Annotated in this window: 17 protein-coding genes; 7 read left to right on the top strand and 10 right to left on the bottom strand. The window is 63.7% G+C overall.

Going from position 1 to position 15,616, the window contains the following annotated elements:
* Window positions 1-13: 13 nt before the first annotated feature.
* The 5 genes from ABIC76_RS13820 to ABIC76_RS13800 all read left to right on the top strand — a co-directional run bounded on the left by ABIC76_RS13820 (window position 14) and on the right by ABIC76_RS13800 (window position 2,975).
* Window positions 14-391, top strand: a complete 378-nt coding sequence (locus ABIC76_RS13820; protein ID WP_354534317.1) for a CidA/LrgA family protein — start codon at window positions 14-16, stop codon at window positions 389-391.
* Complete coding sequence (locus ABIC76_RS13815) at window positions 388-1,119, top strand: LrgB family protein (protein ID WP_027680595.1); 732 nt, start codon at window positions 388-390, stop codon at window positions 1,117-1,119. Before ABIC76_RS13820 ends, ABIC76_RS13815 begins: the two co-directional genes overlap by 4 nt.
* A 171-nt stretch (window positions 1,120-1,290) precedes the next feature.
* Window positions 1,291-1,686 carry a VOC family protein gene (locus ABIC76_RS13810; protein WP_027680594.1) on the top strand — a complete coding sequence of 132 codons (396 nt, stop codon included), beginning with the start codon at window positions 1,291-1,293 and terminating at the stop codon, window positions 1,684-1,686.
* Window positions 1,687-1,753: 67 nt separating this feature from the next.
* The gene (locus tag ABIC76_RS13805; protein ID WP_354534316.1) at window positions 1,754-2,233 is read left to right on the top strand and encodes a cupin domain-containing protein; all 480 of its coding nucleotides are present in this window, start codon (window positions 1,754-1,756) and stop codon (window positions 2,231-2,233) included.
* Window positions 2,234-2,276: 43 nt separating this feature from the next.
* Complete coding sequence (locus tag ABIC76_RS13800) at window positions 2,277-2,975, top strand: helix-turn-helix transcriptional regulator (RefSeq protein WP_027680592.1); 699 nt, start codon at window positions 2,277-2,279, stop codon at window positions 2,973-2,975.
* Between the two features lie 24 nt (window positions 2,976-2,999).
* Here ABIC76_RS13800 and ABIC76_RS13795 read toward each other — a convergent pair whose 3' ends face one another.
* From ABIC76_RS13795 to ABIC76_RS13755, 9 genes are all read right to left on the bottom strand, one after another.
* Complete coding sequence (locus tag ABIC76_RS13795; protein ID WP_147214279.1) at window positions 3,000-3,497, bottom strand: glutathione peroxidase; 498 nt, start codon at window positions 3,495-3,497, stop codon at window positions 3,000-3,002.
* 107 nt (window positions 3,498-3,604) lie between these two features.
* Window positions 3,605-6,874, bottom strand: a complete 3,270-nt coding sequence (locus ABIC76_RS13790) for a pilus assembly protein (RefSeq protein ID WP_354534315.1) — start codon at window positions 6,872-6,874, stop codon at window positions 3,605-3,607.
* A gap of 28 nt (window positions 6,875-6,902) precedes the next feature.
* Window positions 6,903-7,472: a pilus assembly PilX family protein gene (locus ABIC76_RS13785; protein ID WP_354534314.1), complete on the bottom strand. Its 570-nt coding sequence runs from the start codon at window positions 7,470-7,472 to the stop codon at window positions 6,903-6,905.
* A 2-nt stretch (window positions 7,473-7,474) separates the two neighbouring features.
* The gene (locus ABIC76_RS13780) at window positions 7,475-8,539 is read right to left on the bottom strand and encodes a PilW family protein (protein ID WP_354534313.1); all 1,065 of its coding nucleotides are present in this window, start codon (window positions 8,537-8,539) and stop codon (window positions 7,475-7,477) included.
* Window positions 8,536-9,138, bottom strand: a complete 603-nt coding sequence (locus ABIC76_RS13775; protein WP_102066766.1) for a type IV pilus modification PilV family protein — start codon at window positions 9,136-9,138, stop codon at window positions 8,536-8,538. The genes ABIC76_RS13780 and ABIC76_RS13775 overlap by 4 nt, the downstream gene beginning before the upstream one ends.
* Complete coding sequence (locus ABIC76_RS13770; protein WP_354534312.1) at window positions 9,135-9,608, bottom strand: GspH/FimT family pseudopilin; 474 nt, start codon at window positions 9,606-9,608, stop codon at window positions 9,135-9,137. The genes ABIC76_RS13775 and ABIC76_RS13770 overlap by 4 nt, the downstream gene beginning before the upstream one ends.
* An 8-nt stretch (window positions 9,609-9,616) precedes the next feature.
* Window positions 9,617-10,054 carry a type IV pilin protein gene (locus ABIC76_RS13765; protein ID WP_354534311.1) on the bottom strand — a complete coding sequence of 146 codons (438 nt, stop codon included), beginning with the start codon at window positions 10,052-10,054 and terminating at the stop codon, window positions 9,617-9,619.
* 195 nt (window positions 10,055-10,249) lie between these two features.
* Entirely contained in the window at window positions 10,250-11,389 is a 1,140-nt protein-coding gene (locus ABIC76_RS13760; protein WP_012762832.1) for a PilT/PilU family type 4a pilus ATPase, read from the bottom strand.
* Window positions 11,390-11,455: 66 nt separating this feature from the next.
* On the bottom strand, window positions 11,456-12,499 hold the full coding sequence (locus ABIC76_RS13755) for a type IV pilus twitching motility protein PilT (protein WP_354534310.1): 1,044 nt from the start codon (window positions 12,497-12,499) through the stop codon (window positions 11,456-11,458).
* Window positions 12,500-12,620: 121 nt separating this feature from the next.
* Here ABIC76_RS13755 and ABIC76_RS13750 point away from each other — a divergent pair, with 121 nt between their 5' ends.
* Window positions 12,621-13,337, top strand: a complete 717-nt coding sequence (locus tag ABIC76_RS13750) for a YggS family pyridoxal phosphate-dependent enzyme (RefSeq protein WP_354534309.1) — start codon at window positions 12,621-12,623, stop codon at window positions 13,335-13,337.
* A 30-nt stretch (window positions 13,338-13,367) separates the two neighbouring features.
* Complete coding sequence (proC, locus tag ABIC76_RS13745) at window positions 13,368-14,192, top strand: pyrroline-5-carboxylate reductase (protein ID WP_354534308.1); 825 nt, start codon at window positions 13,368-13,370, stop codon at window positions 14,190-14,192.
* Window positions 14,193-14,719: 527 nt separating this feature from the next.
* Here the strand turns inward: proC and ubiA are convergent.
* Entirely contained in the window at window positions 14,720-15,595 is an 876-nt protein-coding gene (ubiA, locus tag ABIC76_RS13740) for a 4-hydroxybenzoate octaprenyltransferase (protein WP_354534307.1), read from the bottom strand.
* Window positions 15,596-15,616: the final 21 nt, after the last annotated feature.

The raw sequence follows: 15,616 nt of genomic DNA, 5'->3' as shown, positions 1-15,616 counted from the left end.
ACCCGGAGGCCCCATGCTGCAAACCTTCGCGATCCTGTTGACGTTCCAGTCGGTGGGAGAGCTGTTGACGTATTCGATGCACCTGCCGGTGCCCGGTCCGGTGATCGGCATGGTGCTGCTGGTCATCTACCTGCTGGTGGACAAGGGCCGCGTGCTCGAAGTCATGCACGGCACCGTGAGTGAACTGCTGCGGCACCTGACCATCCTGTTCGTGCCGGCCGGCGTGGGTGTCATGACGCAACTGAACCGCATCGGGCAGGAATGGCTGCCGATCGTGGTGGCGACTGTCGTATCGACGTGGCTGTCGATTGCCGCCGGTGCACTTGTCACCCGCGCGCTGATGCGCCGCATGGGTGACCACGGCGAAGCCCACGAGGAGCTGGCCCCATGAACGCGATGGCTCCGAACCTGCATCAACTCTGGGTCTACCTGGCCGCCAGCCCGCTGCTCGGGCTGACTGCCACGCTCATCGCCTACCTGATCGGCGTGCGTCTGCATGAGCGCAGCCGCTTCAATCCGATGGTCAATCCGCTGCTGATTGCGGTGGTCATTTTGGGCACGCTGCTGACCGTGACAGGCACGCCTTACAAGACCTACTTTGACGGCGCGCAGTTCGTGCACTTCCTGCTGGGGCCGGCCACGGTGGCGCTGGCGGTGCCGCTGTTTCAGCAATGGGCGAAGCTGCGCCGCCACGCGTTACCGCTCATGGCCGGGCTGCTTGCGGGGTCGGTCGTGGCGGTGGTGTCAGCGGTGGGCATCGCGTGGCTGTTGGGCGCATCGCCGGAAACGCTGCGCTCGATGGCGCCGAAATCGGTGACGATCCCGATCGCCATGGGTATCTCGGAGAAGATCGGCGGCGCGCCGACCATCACGGCAGTACTGGTGCTCATTACCGGCATTGTCGGCGCGACGACCACGACGCGGCTGCTGAACCTGCTGCGCGTGCGTGAGTACAGCGTGCGGGGCTTCGCCACCGGCATTGCGGCGCATGGCATTGGCACCGCGCGCGCGTTTCAGGTCAATCCGGAAGCGGGTGCGTTCTCGGCGCTGGGCATGGGCCTGAACGGCGTGCTGACAGCGGTGCTGGTGCCGCTGCTGGCGGGCTGGATTCCCCACTGAGCTGCCTCCCCCCTCCGCCCGGCATTCACTGCCTGAGCAACCTGAGACACGATCCTCAGTCCTCCTGAATGCTCCTGACAGAACGCTGTCAGGAGCCCCCCGCCAGAATCGCTCCACCTTAACCGGCAACGGCACTCCCCACCGCCTGAGCCACCTACCGGAGCGAACACCATGGCAAGCGTCATCAACTGGTTTGAAATCCCCGCCAACGATTTCCCGCGCGCGGTGAAGTTTTACGAGAACGTCTTCGACACGCAGCTCAAGCAGGAAGACATGGGCGACCTGACCATGGGCGTGTTTCCGGCGGGTGAGACGACCATCCACGGCGCGCTGGTCAAGGGCGAGGGCTTTGCGCCGTCCGACAAGGGCAGCGTGGTCTACCTGAACGCGCCCAACCTGGATGCCGTGCTCGAGCGCGTGAACGGCAGCGGTGGCCAATGCGTATTCGGCCCGATGACGCTGCCCGACCACATGGGTCGCATCGCCCACATCGTCGACACCGAAGGCAACCGCGTCGGCCTGCACGAGCCGGATGCCAAGACGCAGGCGTACCTGCTGCAGCAGTAACGGCAGCAACGCTCCCCAAGGCCGGTGCGCGGGCGCCGGCCTTCACCATGAGACAGAGAAGAACACCATGCCGAGCCAATCCCCGTATCTCATGCGTGCCGCGGATGTCACCGCGCGCACGCAGTCGTTTTCGCACCCCTGGAACAGCCTGTCGGAAATTCACGGCACGATGATGGGCCGGCTGCTCGGGCTCAAGCGCACCGGCGTGAACTTCGCGCGCGTGCCGCCGGGCAAGGAGTCGTTCGTCTATCACGCGCACCAGCGCGAAGAGGAATGGATCTACATCCTTTCCGGCGAAGCGCAGGCCGAGATCGACGACAACATCTTCACCGTGCGCAGCGGCGATTTCATGGCCTTCCCCACAGGCGTCGCGCACCACCTGCGCAACTGCGGCAAGGAAGATCTCGTCTACCTGTGCGGCGGCGAACATCTCAACATCGAGATTGCCGATTTCCCGCGACTGGGCAAGCGCATGCTGCGCCGTGGCGAGCAGGTCGACGTGGTGGATATCCACCCGCAACGTGAACTGACGCCCTTCGGCGCGTAGGGGAAAGATTGTGCGGATTGCGCGCGGCAAGAAGCCCACTACAATGCCGCGCATGACCCGCCGCGCCGACCGCCTGTTCCAGATTGCCCAGATCCTGCGAGGCCGCCGTTTGACCACGGCGGCGATGCTGGCCGACCGCCTCGGCGTGTCGGAGCGCACGGTGTATCGCGATATCCGCGATCTGTCTGTCTCGGGCGTGCCGATCGAAGGAGAAGCCGGCATCGGCTACCGCATGCGTGCCGGCTACGACCTGGCGCCGCTCATGTTCACCGCCGATGAAGTGGAAGCGCTGGTGGCCGGCGCGCGGATGATCAAGGCGTGGAGCGGCGGCACCATGGCCGACTCCGTGGAAGCGGCGCTGGAAAAGCTGATGGGCGCCCTGCCCGCCGAACGCCGCGCCGAGGCCGAGACCACACGCATCTTCGCGCCCGGCTACGGCATGGGCAGCGAGGTCAAGCAGGTGTTCGATACGCTGCATGCCGCCCTGGGCCGCCACGCTGTTGCGCGGCTGTCTTACCGCGACGCGCAGGGCCAGTTGACCGAACGCTGCATCCAGCCGCTCGGCCTGTTCTTCTGGGGACAAGTCTGGCTGGTGGCCGCCTGGTGCGAGCACCGTCAGGACTACCGCACTTTCCGCCTCGACCGCTGCGTCAAAGTGGACATTCTGGAGCGCCACTTTGCCGAATCCGCCGAGCGCTCGCTGGCGGACTTCATGCGCAAGGTGCGAGGCTCGTCGGATTAACGACCGTAACCGACGAACGCAACGTCAGGCGGGATCCGGCTCCGCCAGCAGCCGCTCGATATCGCCGGCAATCTCTTCCGGCTTGGTCATCGGCGCGTAGCGCTTGTACACCGTGCCGTCGCGGCGCAGCAGGAACTTGGTGAAGTTCCATTTGATGGCTCCGATGCCGAGCACGCCGGGCTTTTCCGAGGTCAGCCACTTGTAGAGCGGATGCGCATTGGAGCCGTTCACGTCGATCTTGCCGAACATCGGGAAGGAGACGCCGTAGTTCTTTTCGCAGAACGCGCCGATTTCGTCTTCGCCGCCCGGTTCCTGCTTGCCGAACTGGTTGCACGGAAAGCCGAGCACTTCCAGCCCCTTGTCGTGCAGCCGCTTGTATACCGCCTCCAGCCCCGCGTATTGCGGCGTGAATCCGCACTTGCTGGCCGTGTTCACGATCAGCAGGACCTTGCCCTTGTACTGCGACAGCGGCACGCGCTGGCCGGTCAGCGAATCGGCCTCGAATGCATAAACGTCAGTCATGGCTACTCTCCGGATGGTTGCGGGAACGGGAGTGCTCCGGCATCTGGCCGGAATTGTAACGGCCCGCGCTGGGCGGGCCGTTTGGGAGCGATGCGGGACGATGCGGGTCAGTGCTTGTCGGTTTCGGAGAACCAGAACGTGCGCTTGCGTTTGCCGAGGCCCGTCGGCGAGACCTTGATCGGAGCGAGTGACGATCCACCACCCGTACCCGTTTGGTTGCCACAGCCAAAACACACCGGCACCGGCGTTGTGCCGCCATTGCCGTTGTTGACCAGCACCACGCCATACACCGACGACGGCGGAAAGCCACCGCCATCGAGCATGACGGACCGGTCGGGGTTCTGACCCGCACCGGTGAGGAAGCTGACGGAGTAGGTACGCGCCACGCCGAGGTTCGGATAGCACATGCCGGCCTTCGGCACTGCCGGCGTGTTGGTGCCGAACGTCGTGTAGCCCGCGACGGTCAGCGGCGCATTCACCACCTTCTCGCCTGCATTCGGCAACGTGATGAAGAAGCCGGAGCCCGTGCCGTTGTACGCGCCCGAGGTCGCGTCGACGAGGTTGGCCTCGGTCAGCGGCGTCCAGCCGGCGGGCACCGGGCCGAGGTTCGGATCCTTGAGCATGTAGAACCGGTTGACCACGTTGTATGCGGTACCGGGCGCGTTCGACGCCGAATACAGCGGATGCTCGCGATCGCCGGTGCCGGCGAGGATCGCATTGAAGCCAGCCGTGGGCACCACATCGGGCGCATAGAAGAACTTGCGCGCATTGTTGGTGTTGGCTGCGCCGCCCAGCGTCGCGAATTGGGTCAGTGCCCAGTTGGCGGGGGTGTTGCCGGCCGCGCTTTGGAAATCGACGCGCCAGATGTTGCCACCCACATCGCCCACGTAGGCCATCTGGATGTAGCCGCTGCCCGTGCGGTCCACCGTGGTGACATCGGAGGCAATCGAGCGCGTGAGGCTGGTGTTCTTCACGCACACGCCCGCGACGCCACTGCAATTGGCCAACGCGCTCCACACCGGCACGCCGCTGTACGCATCGAGCACGACAATGCCGCGGCCGACGGTGTCGGTGCCGGGTGCCGGGTCGCTGTCTTCGGAGGCGGCATCGTAGCCTGCGCCCATGATCAGCACCGGGTTGGTATAGCCTGCCACGCGCATCAGGCGAGGCTTCGACCAGGTCTGGCCCAGCTCCGGAATGTCAGTGTTGCTGCGCGACCAGAGGTAGCGCGGGTTGACGGGGTCGGTCACGTCCAGCGCATAAATGAGGCTGCCACCACGACGCGCTGTCAGGTAGATGACGGTGCGCGGGCTGCCGGTCACACGCTGATCCTGCATGACGGTCGTGCTGCCGTCGAAAAAGTCGTCGCGTGGTGTCGGCTTGGGCGTGATGCCGCCCGGCGTGGTGGAGAGCGCAACCTCCGGCGTGTTGGCATAGAGCCGGCTCAGCTTGCCGATGAACTCGGGCGGGATGAAGCCCCACAGCTCGCCGCCCGGACGCACGATGTTCGTCGACGAGGTCTTGATGCCGGTTGCCTGGTTGCCGTTGACGGCATGGAACACGCCGTCATTGGTGCCGTAATAGACGACGACGTTGGGCGCGGTCGATGTTCCGTAGTTGATCACCACGGGGCGCGAGTGCAGCACGTCGCCGTGGATCGACGGACGGATCGTCACCGGAGAGCCCGGGCCTGTCTCGGCTTCCTGCCCCACCGTCGGCGCCTTCGTGGTGCCGTCCATCGCGTAGACGTCGCGGCCGCGCACCCAATTGATGAAGTAGTTCTGCTCGGTCGAAGTGATGGCCGGGGCGCCGTTGACGCTGTTGTAGGAGTTGATGGCGTCCAGCCCTTTCCCTGCACCGCCGGTCAGCCACGTGTTCGACGTGTCGAACGTCGGCATGGCACCGCTGGTCGGGCACGTGCCGACGCCGTTGCAGGTATAGAGCACACGGGTGCTTTGATCGGTCAGGAACTGGGCGCGCAGCATTTCACCGGCGCCGCCCTTCTCGACCACCTCGCCGTCAGGGGAGTCACTTGCGCCTCCGACGCCGGAAGGGCTGTTGATCCAGAATCCGTTCTTCGGCCAGTTCGTTACGCCCGACCCGTAGCCGCTGGTGCCAAAAGCCAGCGGGGGATCGGCCGACCAGAAACTGACGGCGTTGGGCGAAATGAAGCCGGTGCCTGCGCTGCTGAGCGCCGGTTTGCCGACGGAGTCCAGCAACTGCAGGGTGCCGTTGGCGTCGTAGCCCACCTGGTATTGCTTGAGGTTCCCCATCCAGCGCGGCGCGGCGCTCGCGTCCGGACGGAACATGCCGACATAGACCTGGTTCAGGAACTGGCCCTGCGCATTCACGGCGGCCGGCAAGCTGACCGAGGCGAACACGCTGTTCACAGCCTGAATTTCGTTGAAGATCTGCAGCAGGATGTCCTTCAGCTGGTCCGGTTTGCCAAGCTGCGCAACATACGCCTTGCCGCCGCCGTTCGTGGCCATGCTCTGGTCGAAGGCCACGTAGTCGGGGTTGTTTCCGTCCGTGACGGAAATCGTGTAGGTGATGATGTTCTGCGGCGGATGATCCTTGGGGATCGTCTTCGTCTGCAGGTCATAGCGGTACATGAACTGCGCCCACTCGTCGCCCCAGTTGGCCTGGTACTTGTTGTAGGGCGATGGGATGACGATCTGCGGCGGCGTCGTGTTGGCAGAAAGGCCGAGCGCAGATGCCAGATCGCTCTGGATGTTCTTGCCGGTGTCCTGCGGTTTGCCGTTGTTGACGGCATTGCCGATGTAGATGACGTAATTCCGCTGACACGGGTTGTTGATCGGATTGGCCGACTTGTATGACGTTCCGGATGGCCCGGTTCCGCTGTTGAAGTAGGCCCATGCCTCCTCCATGCCGCCGCCCACCTGCGAGTTGTTCGAGTTGTTTGCCTGACGGTCGATCGTCAACACGTAGTTGAGAAAGCTGTTGATCCCATTGAGATCCATCAGCGGCAATTGCGCGGGCGGCGTTGCCGGAAACTGGAACTGCGCACCGACGTTGTTGCCGGAGCCGAACATCATCAGGCCCAGATTCAGGTTGCCCAGCAGCGACGGGGAATTCTTGAACGCGTTCACCGCGTCATAGAGCGCGCACTGCTCGGCACCGACATCGGTGTTCGCATTGTTGCTCGACACGACGCCGCTGGTGTCGCAGGTGAACGTTGCGGATGCATTCCATGTGGACGCGTTGTCCATGATGATCAGCACGTTGGGCTTGCCTGCCTGCGGTTGCAGCCCGGTGTACAGATCAATATCCTCGGCCCCGGCAGGCTGGACACACGCCAGCGCGAGCGCGGCGGTGGCCGTCGCGGCAAACGCAAATCGTTGAGCAAATGAGCGCATATGAGTTGTTCCTTGCTTGCGCGTTGGCTTACGGACACGCGGCGCCGGTCAGCACGCGAACGGCCACGCCCTGATGCAGCGTGGTGCTCACGGCCGTGCCATTGGCATCGTTGACGGTGGCAGCGACATCCCACTGCGTCGCACTGCAGTTCGACATGCCGCCCGGCGTGCCGGCAGCGGTCAGGATGCCGGTGTCGGAGTTGTTGTTCACGCCGCTGAAGCAGGACGAGTCGGCAGCAAAGTTGGGGCTGGTCGTATCTGTCGTCAGCTGCGTATTGGCGATGGGCTTGGTGGCCACGCAGGCGGGGGCGGCCACCTGCGCGGTGTAGTCCGCCTTGCCATCGCCGTTCACATCGACCGGCACGCTGGTCGCGACCGGATTGGAAGTGAAATCCACGCTGATGACCTGCTCGATACCCTGCTGCGCCGCGCTGCGTGCTTCGAGGCCGTATTGCTGGTTAGCGGCGATCTTGGTGTTGATCACGCCCGAGTTCATCATCATCACGACGATGCCCATGAAGATCGCCAGGAAGATCAGCGTGACAACGAGGGTCACGCCCGACTGACGTGCCGATTGGCGAACCGATAAGCGCCGCATGGCTACTCCCGAGGGCCGGCCACATTGGCGACGCGCGCGAGTTCCGCGTAGACGTGCCGCTTGTAGCCATCGTTGAAAGGGGCGGTGAGCGTGCCGCGGCCGAGGTCGTAAGACCGCGTATCCGTCCAGCCCGGTGACACGCCCAGCGTGCGCGCGAGCACGTTGATGCGCACGGCCGTCACGTTGCTCCAGTTGGTCGCGGCGGATGCGAGCCAGTTGTAGCCGCCCACGTTGGTACACGCAGCGCTGTTGTCGATGCCGGGATTGGCGACGTAGCAATCGGGCGAACCATTGCCGTCCATGTCCACGCCATAGGCGAAATGCACGTCGTCGATGCCCTGGGCGATCGAGTTGGGCGGCTGCATTGCACCGCTGGAAAACTCGACCATCTTGAGCGTCGGAATGCTGTCGCCGCCCGTGCCGCAACGGTCGCACGTGGCCAGATAGAACGCACGCACGCTGACCTGGCGCAGGTCTGCCAGATTGGTGCAGGTCTTGTCCTTGAGCGTGAAATCCGTTGCCGTAGCGCTGAACACAAAGGGCGACGTGTCAGTGCTGCAGAAGGAGTCCTGCAGATAGGCCTGCCCCGCCGCGACGGCACTCGCCGAGGTGACGGTGCTCGACACGCGGCGCACCACCAGGATTTCCGAGTTGGGGGACAGGTTGGGCAAGCACGGCGCCGCATTCGCGCCGGGCACGTAGCCGTAGATGGCCACCGGCACCGTTGCCGGGCCGGTGCTGAAGCCGAGCGCATTGATGGCCGCGGCGCAGACATCAGGCGTGGCAACGGCGGAGGTGCCCAGCAGGTTCAGGTCGCCGAGAAAGCCGCCCAGCCCGACTTCCTGGCTGATGATGTCGAGCGCATAGCGTCCGTTCTCGATCTGCGTGGCGCTGTTGCCGAGTTGCACGCGCGATTGCGAGGTCGATGCATACAAGCTCGCCAACGCGGTCAGCAGCAGCAGCCCGAGCGCCATGCCGACCATCAATTCGACCAGCGACATCCCGCGCTGCAGAGACCGCAGCGTGCGATGTGTGCGATGTGCAGGACGTTTGGAAGGCGTCGTCATGACAGCACCCCCATGCGCACCTGCACGCTGATGGCGCGCCGGTAAGCGTCGTTTCCGTAATTGCCGCTGCCGCTGCCGCAGGGCAAGGCCGGCGCCACGGTCTGCACCAGGCCCTGCCACGCGACAGTCACGCGGTAGATCTGGTTGACGGTGTCGACGGCTTCGATGCAGCCGCGCGCGCCGATCATGGCGCCCACAGCGACGGCCCCACTCGCAGCGGTTTCGGTATTGCCGAGAAGCGCGTTGTTCCACGCCGCAAGATCGGTGGTGACCGTGGCTTGCTGCGCGGCTGTGCCCATCGTGCAGCTGGGCGCCGAGACACCGCCCGTGCCCACGGTGGTGATCGCACCGGCCACGGCGTAGCAGGCGGCCACCTGGCGGTTGGCATTGAGCCGCGCGGCCATGTCCTGCAACAACGTCAGGGCCTGCACGCGCTGGTAGGACTCCATCTCCGACTGGTTGGAGCGAACCATCATCCCCGCCGCGCCCAGCAGCGCGACCAGCAGAATCACGACCGAAATCAGGATTTCGATCAGGGTCGACCCACGCTGCGCGGCCTTGCGCGACCTGCGATGGCGAAAGCGTGCGGCGCCGCTCATGAGCACGTCCCCGACACCACGGCGACGCGGCCGGTGCCGCCCACCTGCACGCAGCTCGAGGAAACGGATTGCGAGGCGCTCGTCGGCGTGACCTGGAACGTGACGCCGCCTGCAGTGGGTCGGCCATCGTTGCCGAACGACAGCGTGTTGCCGCTGCTCGCCGCGATGGTCACGCCGCTGTAGGGGCCGAATGTGCGAATGACGGTGGCGGGCGAGCCCACCGTCAGCGTCCAGCCGGTCGCCCAGTTGCTGGTGGTCGAGACGGTGGCCACGGCGTTTTGCTTGACCGCCTCGGCACGCGCCAACGACACGGCAGACGACAGGTCGAACGATGCATTGCGTGTGGCCTGTGTCGCGATCATGCCGGAGAACGACGGCACGGCAATCGTCACCAGGACGGCGAGCACGGCCAGCGTGACCATCAGCTCGGTGAGCGTGAAACCACGGATGGGCTTTCGCAGGGTGTTCATGGCGCGCCTCACTTCCAGCAGTTGGAGGCGCCGCCGGAAGCCGCCTTGGCACCGGTGTTCGTCAGCGTGAGCGTGCCGCAGGCGGCGTCGTTCGCCTGCTGCGAGCCCAGCGGCGTCGCCGCCAGTTGGTAAGACGGCGGCACGCTGCTGGCACTCAGCGTGAAGGTGTAATTGGGCGAAACGTTGGCCGGGACGTTGCTGGCGTATTGCAGCGTTGTCAGGTCAGGCGCATAGGCGCGGTTGTCGAGCAGGAAGCGCTCCTGCGCGGCCGCCACTTCCTGCATGAAGGATTCCGCCGCTGCCCGATTGGAGCGGACGATGTATTTGACGTAGCTGGGATAAGCAATGATCGCCAAGATGCCAACAATGGCCACCGTGATCATCAACTCAATCAGCGTAAAGCCCCGCGCGGCTTGCGCGCGCTGGCGTATCGGCCTGCTTGCCACGTTTCCACCCACCCGTATTTGCTAAGGCAATTCTTTTATTCACGCCCGTCAAGTGACTCGACAGGCGTGCTCGCCGGTTTATACGGCAATTCTCAGCAAATATTAAGGAAAGTTAATGACGACAGGTGGGTGCAGGAAGAGGCGCAAACGTTATGCGCCGCAAATTACCTCAAATGGTGTAGCGCATCAGCCACATCAGACGACATTCAGATGCTCGGTGCCGGCCGACAGGTCGGTCTGGCCGCCCCGCTTGCTGTGCAGCTTGATCTGCAAGCGCAGATCGTTGAGCGAGTCCGCATTGCGCAGCGCATCCTCGTAGGTGATCTTGTTCTGTTCGTACAACTCGAACAGCGCCTGGTCGAACGAGATCATTCCCTGCTCGCGGGATTTCTTCATGACCTCCTTCAGCTCATGCACCTCGCCCTTGAAGATGAGGTCTTGCACCAGCGGGGTCGCCAGCATGATCTCGACGGCCGGTACGCGCCCCTTCTTGCCCTGACGCGGCAGCAGGCGCTGCGCGATCATTGCGCGAAGGTTCAGCGACAGGTCGATCAGCAGCTGCTGACGCTTCTCTTCCGGGAAGAAGTTGATGATCCGGTCGATCGCCTGGTTCGAGCTGTTGGCGTGCAGCGTGGCGAGGCACAGGTGGCCGGTTTCCGCATACTGGATGGCGTATTCCATCGTGTCGCGATCCCGGATTTCGCCGATCAGGATCACATCCGGCGCCTGGCGCAGCGTGTTCTTCAGCGCCACGTGCCACGACTCGGTATCCACGCCCACCTCGCGCTGCGTCACCACGCAGTTCTGGTGCGCATGCACGTATTCCACCGGGTCTTCAATGGTGATGATGTGGCCGTACGAATTCGCATTGCGATAGCCCACCATCGCCGCCAGCGAGGTCGACTTGCCCGAGCCCGTGGCGCCCACGACGATCACGAGGCCGCGCTTGCTCATCACGATCTCGTTCAGGATCGGCGGCAGGTCCAGCTCGCCCAGCGTCGGGATCTTCGTGTTGATGGTCCGCAGCACCATGCCGGCGCGGCCCTGCTGCATGAACGCCGACACGCGGAAACGCCCCGCACCCGGCGCCGTGATGGCGAAGTTGCATTCCGAGCTGTCTTCGTACTCGCGCAGCTGCTTCTCGTTCATGATCGACTTGACCAGACCGAGGGCCTGCTGGGCATTCAGCGGCTGCTGAGAGATCGGCGTGACCTTGCCGTCCACTTTGATCGCGGGCGGAAATTCTGCCGTGATGAACAAGTCCGAGCCACGGCTGTTCACCATCAACTGCAAGAGTTCGTGGATGTATTTGGTGGCGGCTTCGCGGTCCAGCATGGCGTGCCCCTCCTGGAAAGAATTGGAAAGCGCGCTGACGGTTCGGTCAGCGTATCAGTTCGCGTATCAGTTCGCGAACGCGTCCGGGTTCTTGGCGATGGCGCGCGCGTCTGCGTAGTTGATCGCCGAGCGCTTGATCAGCTCCGACAGGCACTGGTCAAGCGTCTGCATGCCCATGCCGCTGCTTGTCTGCATCATCGAGTACATCTGCGAGATCTTGTTCTCGCGGATCAAGTGACGGATGGCCGGCGTGGCAATCATGATTTCGTGCGCCGCAATCCGGCCCGACCCGTCGCGCGTCTTGAGCAGCGTCTGCGAGATCACCGCCTCCAGCGATTCGGAAAGCATGGTCCGGACCATCTCCTTTTCGTCCGACGGGAACACGTCGACGACCCGGTCGATGGTCTTGGCTGCCGAGCTGGTGTGCAGCGTGCCGAACACCAAGTGGCCGGTTTCTGCTGCGGTGAGCGCCAGGCGAATGGTTTCAAGGTCACGCAATTCGCCGACCAGCACCACGTCCGGATCTTCACGCAGTGCCGACTTCAACGCATTGGCGAACGAGTGCGTATGGGGCCCGAGTTCACGCTGGTTGATCAGGCTCTTCTTCGATTCGTGCACGAATTCGATCGGGTCTTCCACCGTGAGGATGTGGCCCAAGTCGTTTTCGTTGCGGTGGTTGACCATCGCGGCGAGCGTGGTCGACTTGCCCGAGCCGGTCGGGCCCGTGACGAGCACCAGGCCGCGCGGCTTCATCGCCAGATCGGCAAACACGGCCGGCGCCTTCAGGTCATCCAGGGAAAGCACCTTCGACGGAATCGTCCGGAACACCGCCGAAGCGCCGCGGTTCTGGTTGAACGCGTTGACCCGGAAACGCGAGAGGCCGGGGATCTCAAACGAGAAGTCGACTTCCAGGTTTTCTTCGTAGACCTTGCGCTGCCCGTCGCTCATGATGTCGTACACCATGGAGTGCACATCCTGGTGCGTGAGCGGGGGCACGTTGATCCGGCGCATGTCGCCGTGGATCCGGATCATCGGCGGCAGTCCGGCCGACAGGTGCAAGTCCGACGCCTTGTTCTTGGCGGAAAACGCCAGAAGCTGCGCGATGTCCATCTTATAATGACCCCCGACTTTTTTATGTCGCCCGGCGTCGCAATGGCGCCTCCAGACGCGCTCCGAGCCGTTGTTTTGACGTGCCGGAACCTTGTTTATTTGTAACAAACGTCGCCGGATTATGTCTGTAATCGCCGCCAACTTGCAAGCCGTGCGTCAACGGATCACAACGGCCTGCACACTGGCTTCGCGCGATGCTGCGGGTGTCACATTGCTGGCGGTTTCGAAGACGTTCGACGCCGATGCCGTACGCACCGCGCATGCCGCCGGGCAACGCCTCTTCGGCGAAAACTACGTGCAGGAAGGCATCGCCAAGATCGACGCGCTGGCCGACCTGCGCACGGGCCCCGACCCGATCCGCTGGCACTTCATCGGCCCCCTGCAGAGCAACAAGACGCGCGCCGTGGCCGAACAATTCGACTGGGTGCACAGCGTCGATCGCCTGAAGATCGCCGAGCGCCTGTCGGCCCAGCGCCCGGACACCCTGCCGCCGCTGCAGGTCTGTCTCGAGATCAACATCAGCCGCCAGGCCAGCAAACATGGCCTGCTGCCCGATTTCGATGAGGTGGTTGCCGTGGCACGAGCCGTCTCGTCCCTGCCCCGCTTGCAGTTGCGCGGCCTGATGGCCGTGCCCGAGCCCAGCGATGACCCCGTGGCGCAGCGCAAGCCGTTTGCTGATCTGCGTGCCCTGGCGGGCCGGTTGCGCGAGGCCGGCATCCCGCTCGATACGCTTTCGATGGGCATGTCCGCCGACCTGGAAGACGCAATTGCCGAAGGCGCCACGATTGTGCGTGTCGGCAGCGCCATCTTTGGCGCGCGGCAGTATGCCAACGCCTGACTTCCTGTTTCCTCTCACACCACCACTCTCATGCTCGACACTCTGAAACTCGGCTTCATCGGCGGCGGCAACATGGCGGCGGCCCTCATCGGCGGCCTGATCGCCAAGGGCGCGCACGGCGCCAACATCGTGGTGGTAGACCCGACCGAACCCGCCCGCAGCCGCGCCGAGCAGACCTGGGGCGCCCGCACAGCTGCCGCGCCGGGCGCCGAACTGGCCGACCGCGACGTGATCGTCCTGGCCGTCAAACCGCAGCAGATGCGCGAGGTCTGTGCGCAACTGGCACCGCATCTGCGCGACAGCCTGGTGCTGTCGGTGGCGGCGGGCATCCGGATCCAGGATCTGTCGCGCTGGCTGAATGGCCACGCGCGTGTGGTTCGGGCGATGCCGAATACGCCTGCGCTCTCCGGTCTGGGTATGACCGGCTTGGCTGCCAATGCGGGCTTGTCCGACGCCGACCGCGCGACCGCCAGCGCCATCGCCAATGCCGTCGGCAAGAGCGTTTGGGTGCCCGCCGAAGCGCAGATTGATGCAGTGACCGCCATCTCGGGCAGCGGCCCCGCGTACGTGTTCTATTTCATCGAAGCGATGCAGCAGGCGGCGCAGGAGCTGGGGCTGTCGGCGGAAGATGGGCGCACGCTGGCAGTCGAGACGTTTATTGGCGCGGCCACGCTGGCGGGCCAATCGACCGAGCCGGTGGAGGTGCTGCGCGAGCGTGTGACGTCCAAGGGCGGGACGACTTATGCGGCGCTCACTTCGATGGAAGGCGCAGGTATTAAGGCTGCGTTTGTGCGGGCCATGCAGGCTGCTGCTGCCCGTGGCAAAGAAATGGGCGAGGAGTTTGGGCGGGATTGACGGCTTGGTGGTGCATCCCTTGTTTCATCCCCTGCCGGGGCTGACTCACTTTCTTTGGTCTTGCCCAAAGAAAGTAAGCAAAGAAATGCGCGCCCGAGATGGCGACTTCCCCTTGAATTTATGTCGCAGGGAGGGAGGGGAGGCAAACTCGCTGCGCTCAGACAGGCCTCCCCTCTTTTTCCTCCCTGCAACAGAAATTCAAGGCGCCATCTAGGGCAGGAAAGTCAAAGACCAAACCAACGCAGCGCCAGCGCAAACGACAAGGCCAACCTCACGACGGGTTGGCCTTTTTCTTTTGACGTTAGGCCCTTGATGGCGCCTTGAATTTTCGTAAGCGGGCGGAAAAAAGGTGGGGAACTGTCTGAGCGCAGCGAGTTTTCCCCACCTCCGCCCGGTTACGCAAATTCAAGGAATCTTTCGCCATCTCGGGCGCGCCTTTCTTTTGCTTACTTTTCTTTGGCAAGACAAAGAAAAGTGAGTCGGTCCCGGCAGGGAACGAAAGGAGGGTGGACCAACAGCACAAGAACTCAGCGCATCAAATACCCCCCCACCACCCCGCCAAACAAACAAGCCCCCAACCAATTGTTATGCCGAAAAACAAAAAAACACTTCATCCGATCCCGCGTCTGCAGCATCGGGTAATACCAAAGCGACAACGCCACGGCGGCGGCAAATCCAATCCAGTACGCCACGCCTAACGCCATCACATGGCCAGCCCAGGCCATGATCCCGAAGAAGCCGACGTAGCACAGCATGATCGCCGCCACGTCGTAGCGTCCGAACGTGATGGCCGACGTTTTGATGCCGATGAGCAAATCGTCATCGCGGTCGACCATCGCATACGCGGTATCGTAGGCGACGGCCCAGAACACATTGCCGGCGAGCATCAGCCACGCCAGCATCGGCACCTGATCCTGCACCGCGGCGTACGCCATCGGAATCCCAAACCCGAACGCAATACCGAGGTACGCCTGCGGAATCGCGAAGAACCGCTTGAAGAACGGATACGTGCCGGCAATCACGATGGCGGCAACCGACATCCACTTCGTCAGCGCATTGAGCGGCAGGATCAGCGTGAAGGCGATGAGCGAGAGCACCGCCGCAACCGCGAGCGCTTCCCACGGGGCGATCAGTCCCGCGGTGATCGGTCGCTCCTTGGTGCGTTTGACGTGCTTGTCAAAGTCGCGATCGGCCCAGTCGTTGACGGCGCAGCCGGCCGAGCGCATCAGGAACGTGCCGACGGTAAAAATCACCACCAGCGAGACCGGCGGATGACCATCAGCCGCCATCCATAGCGCCCACAGCGTCGGCCACAGCAGCAGCAGCGTGCCGATCGGTTTGTCCATCCGCATCAGGCGCGCATAGAGCACGAGGCGGCTGGGTTGGGCAGCGGACGATTGCATGGAAATCACCAAAGAAAAATG

It is taken from the genome of Ralstonia sp. 1138, assembly GCF_040544795.1.
In the GTDB taxonomy this organism is placed as follows: domain Bacteria; phylum Pseudomonadota; class Gammaproteobacteria; order Burkholderiales; family Burkholderiaceae; genus Ralstonia; species Ralstonia flatus.
The sequence above is the reverse complement of the archived record's forward strand: the minus strand, read 5'-3'. Positions and strand labels throughout refer to the sequence as shown.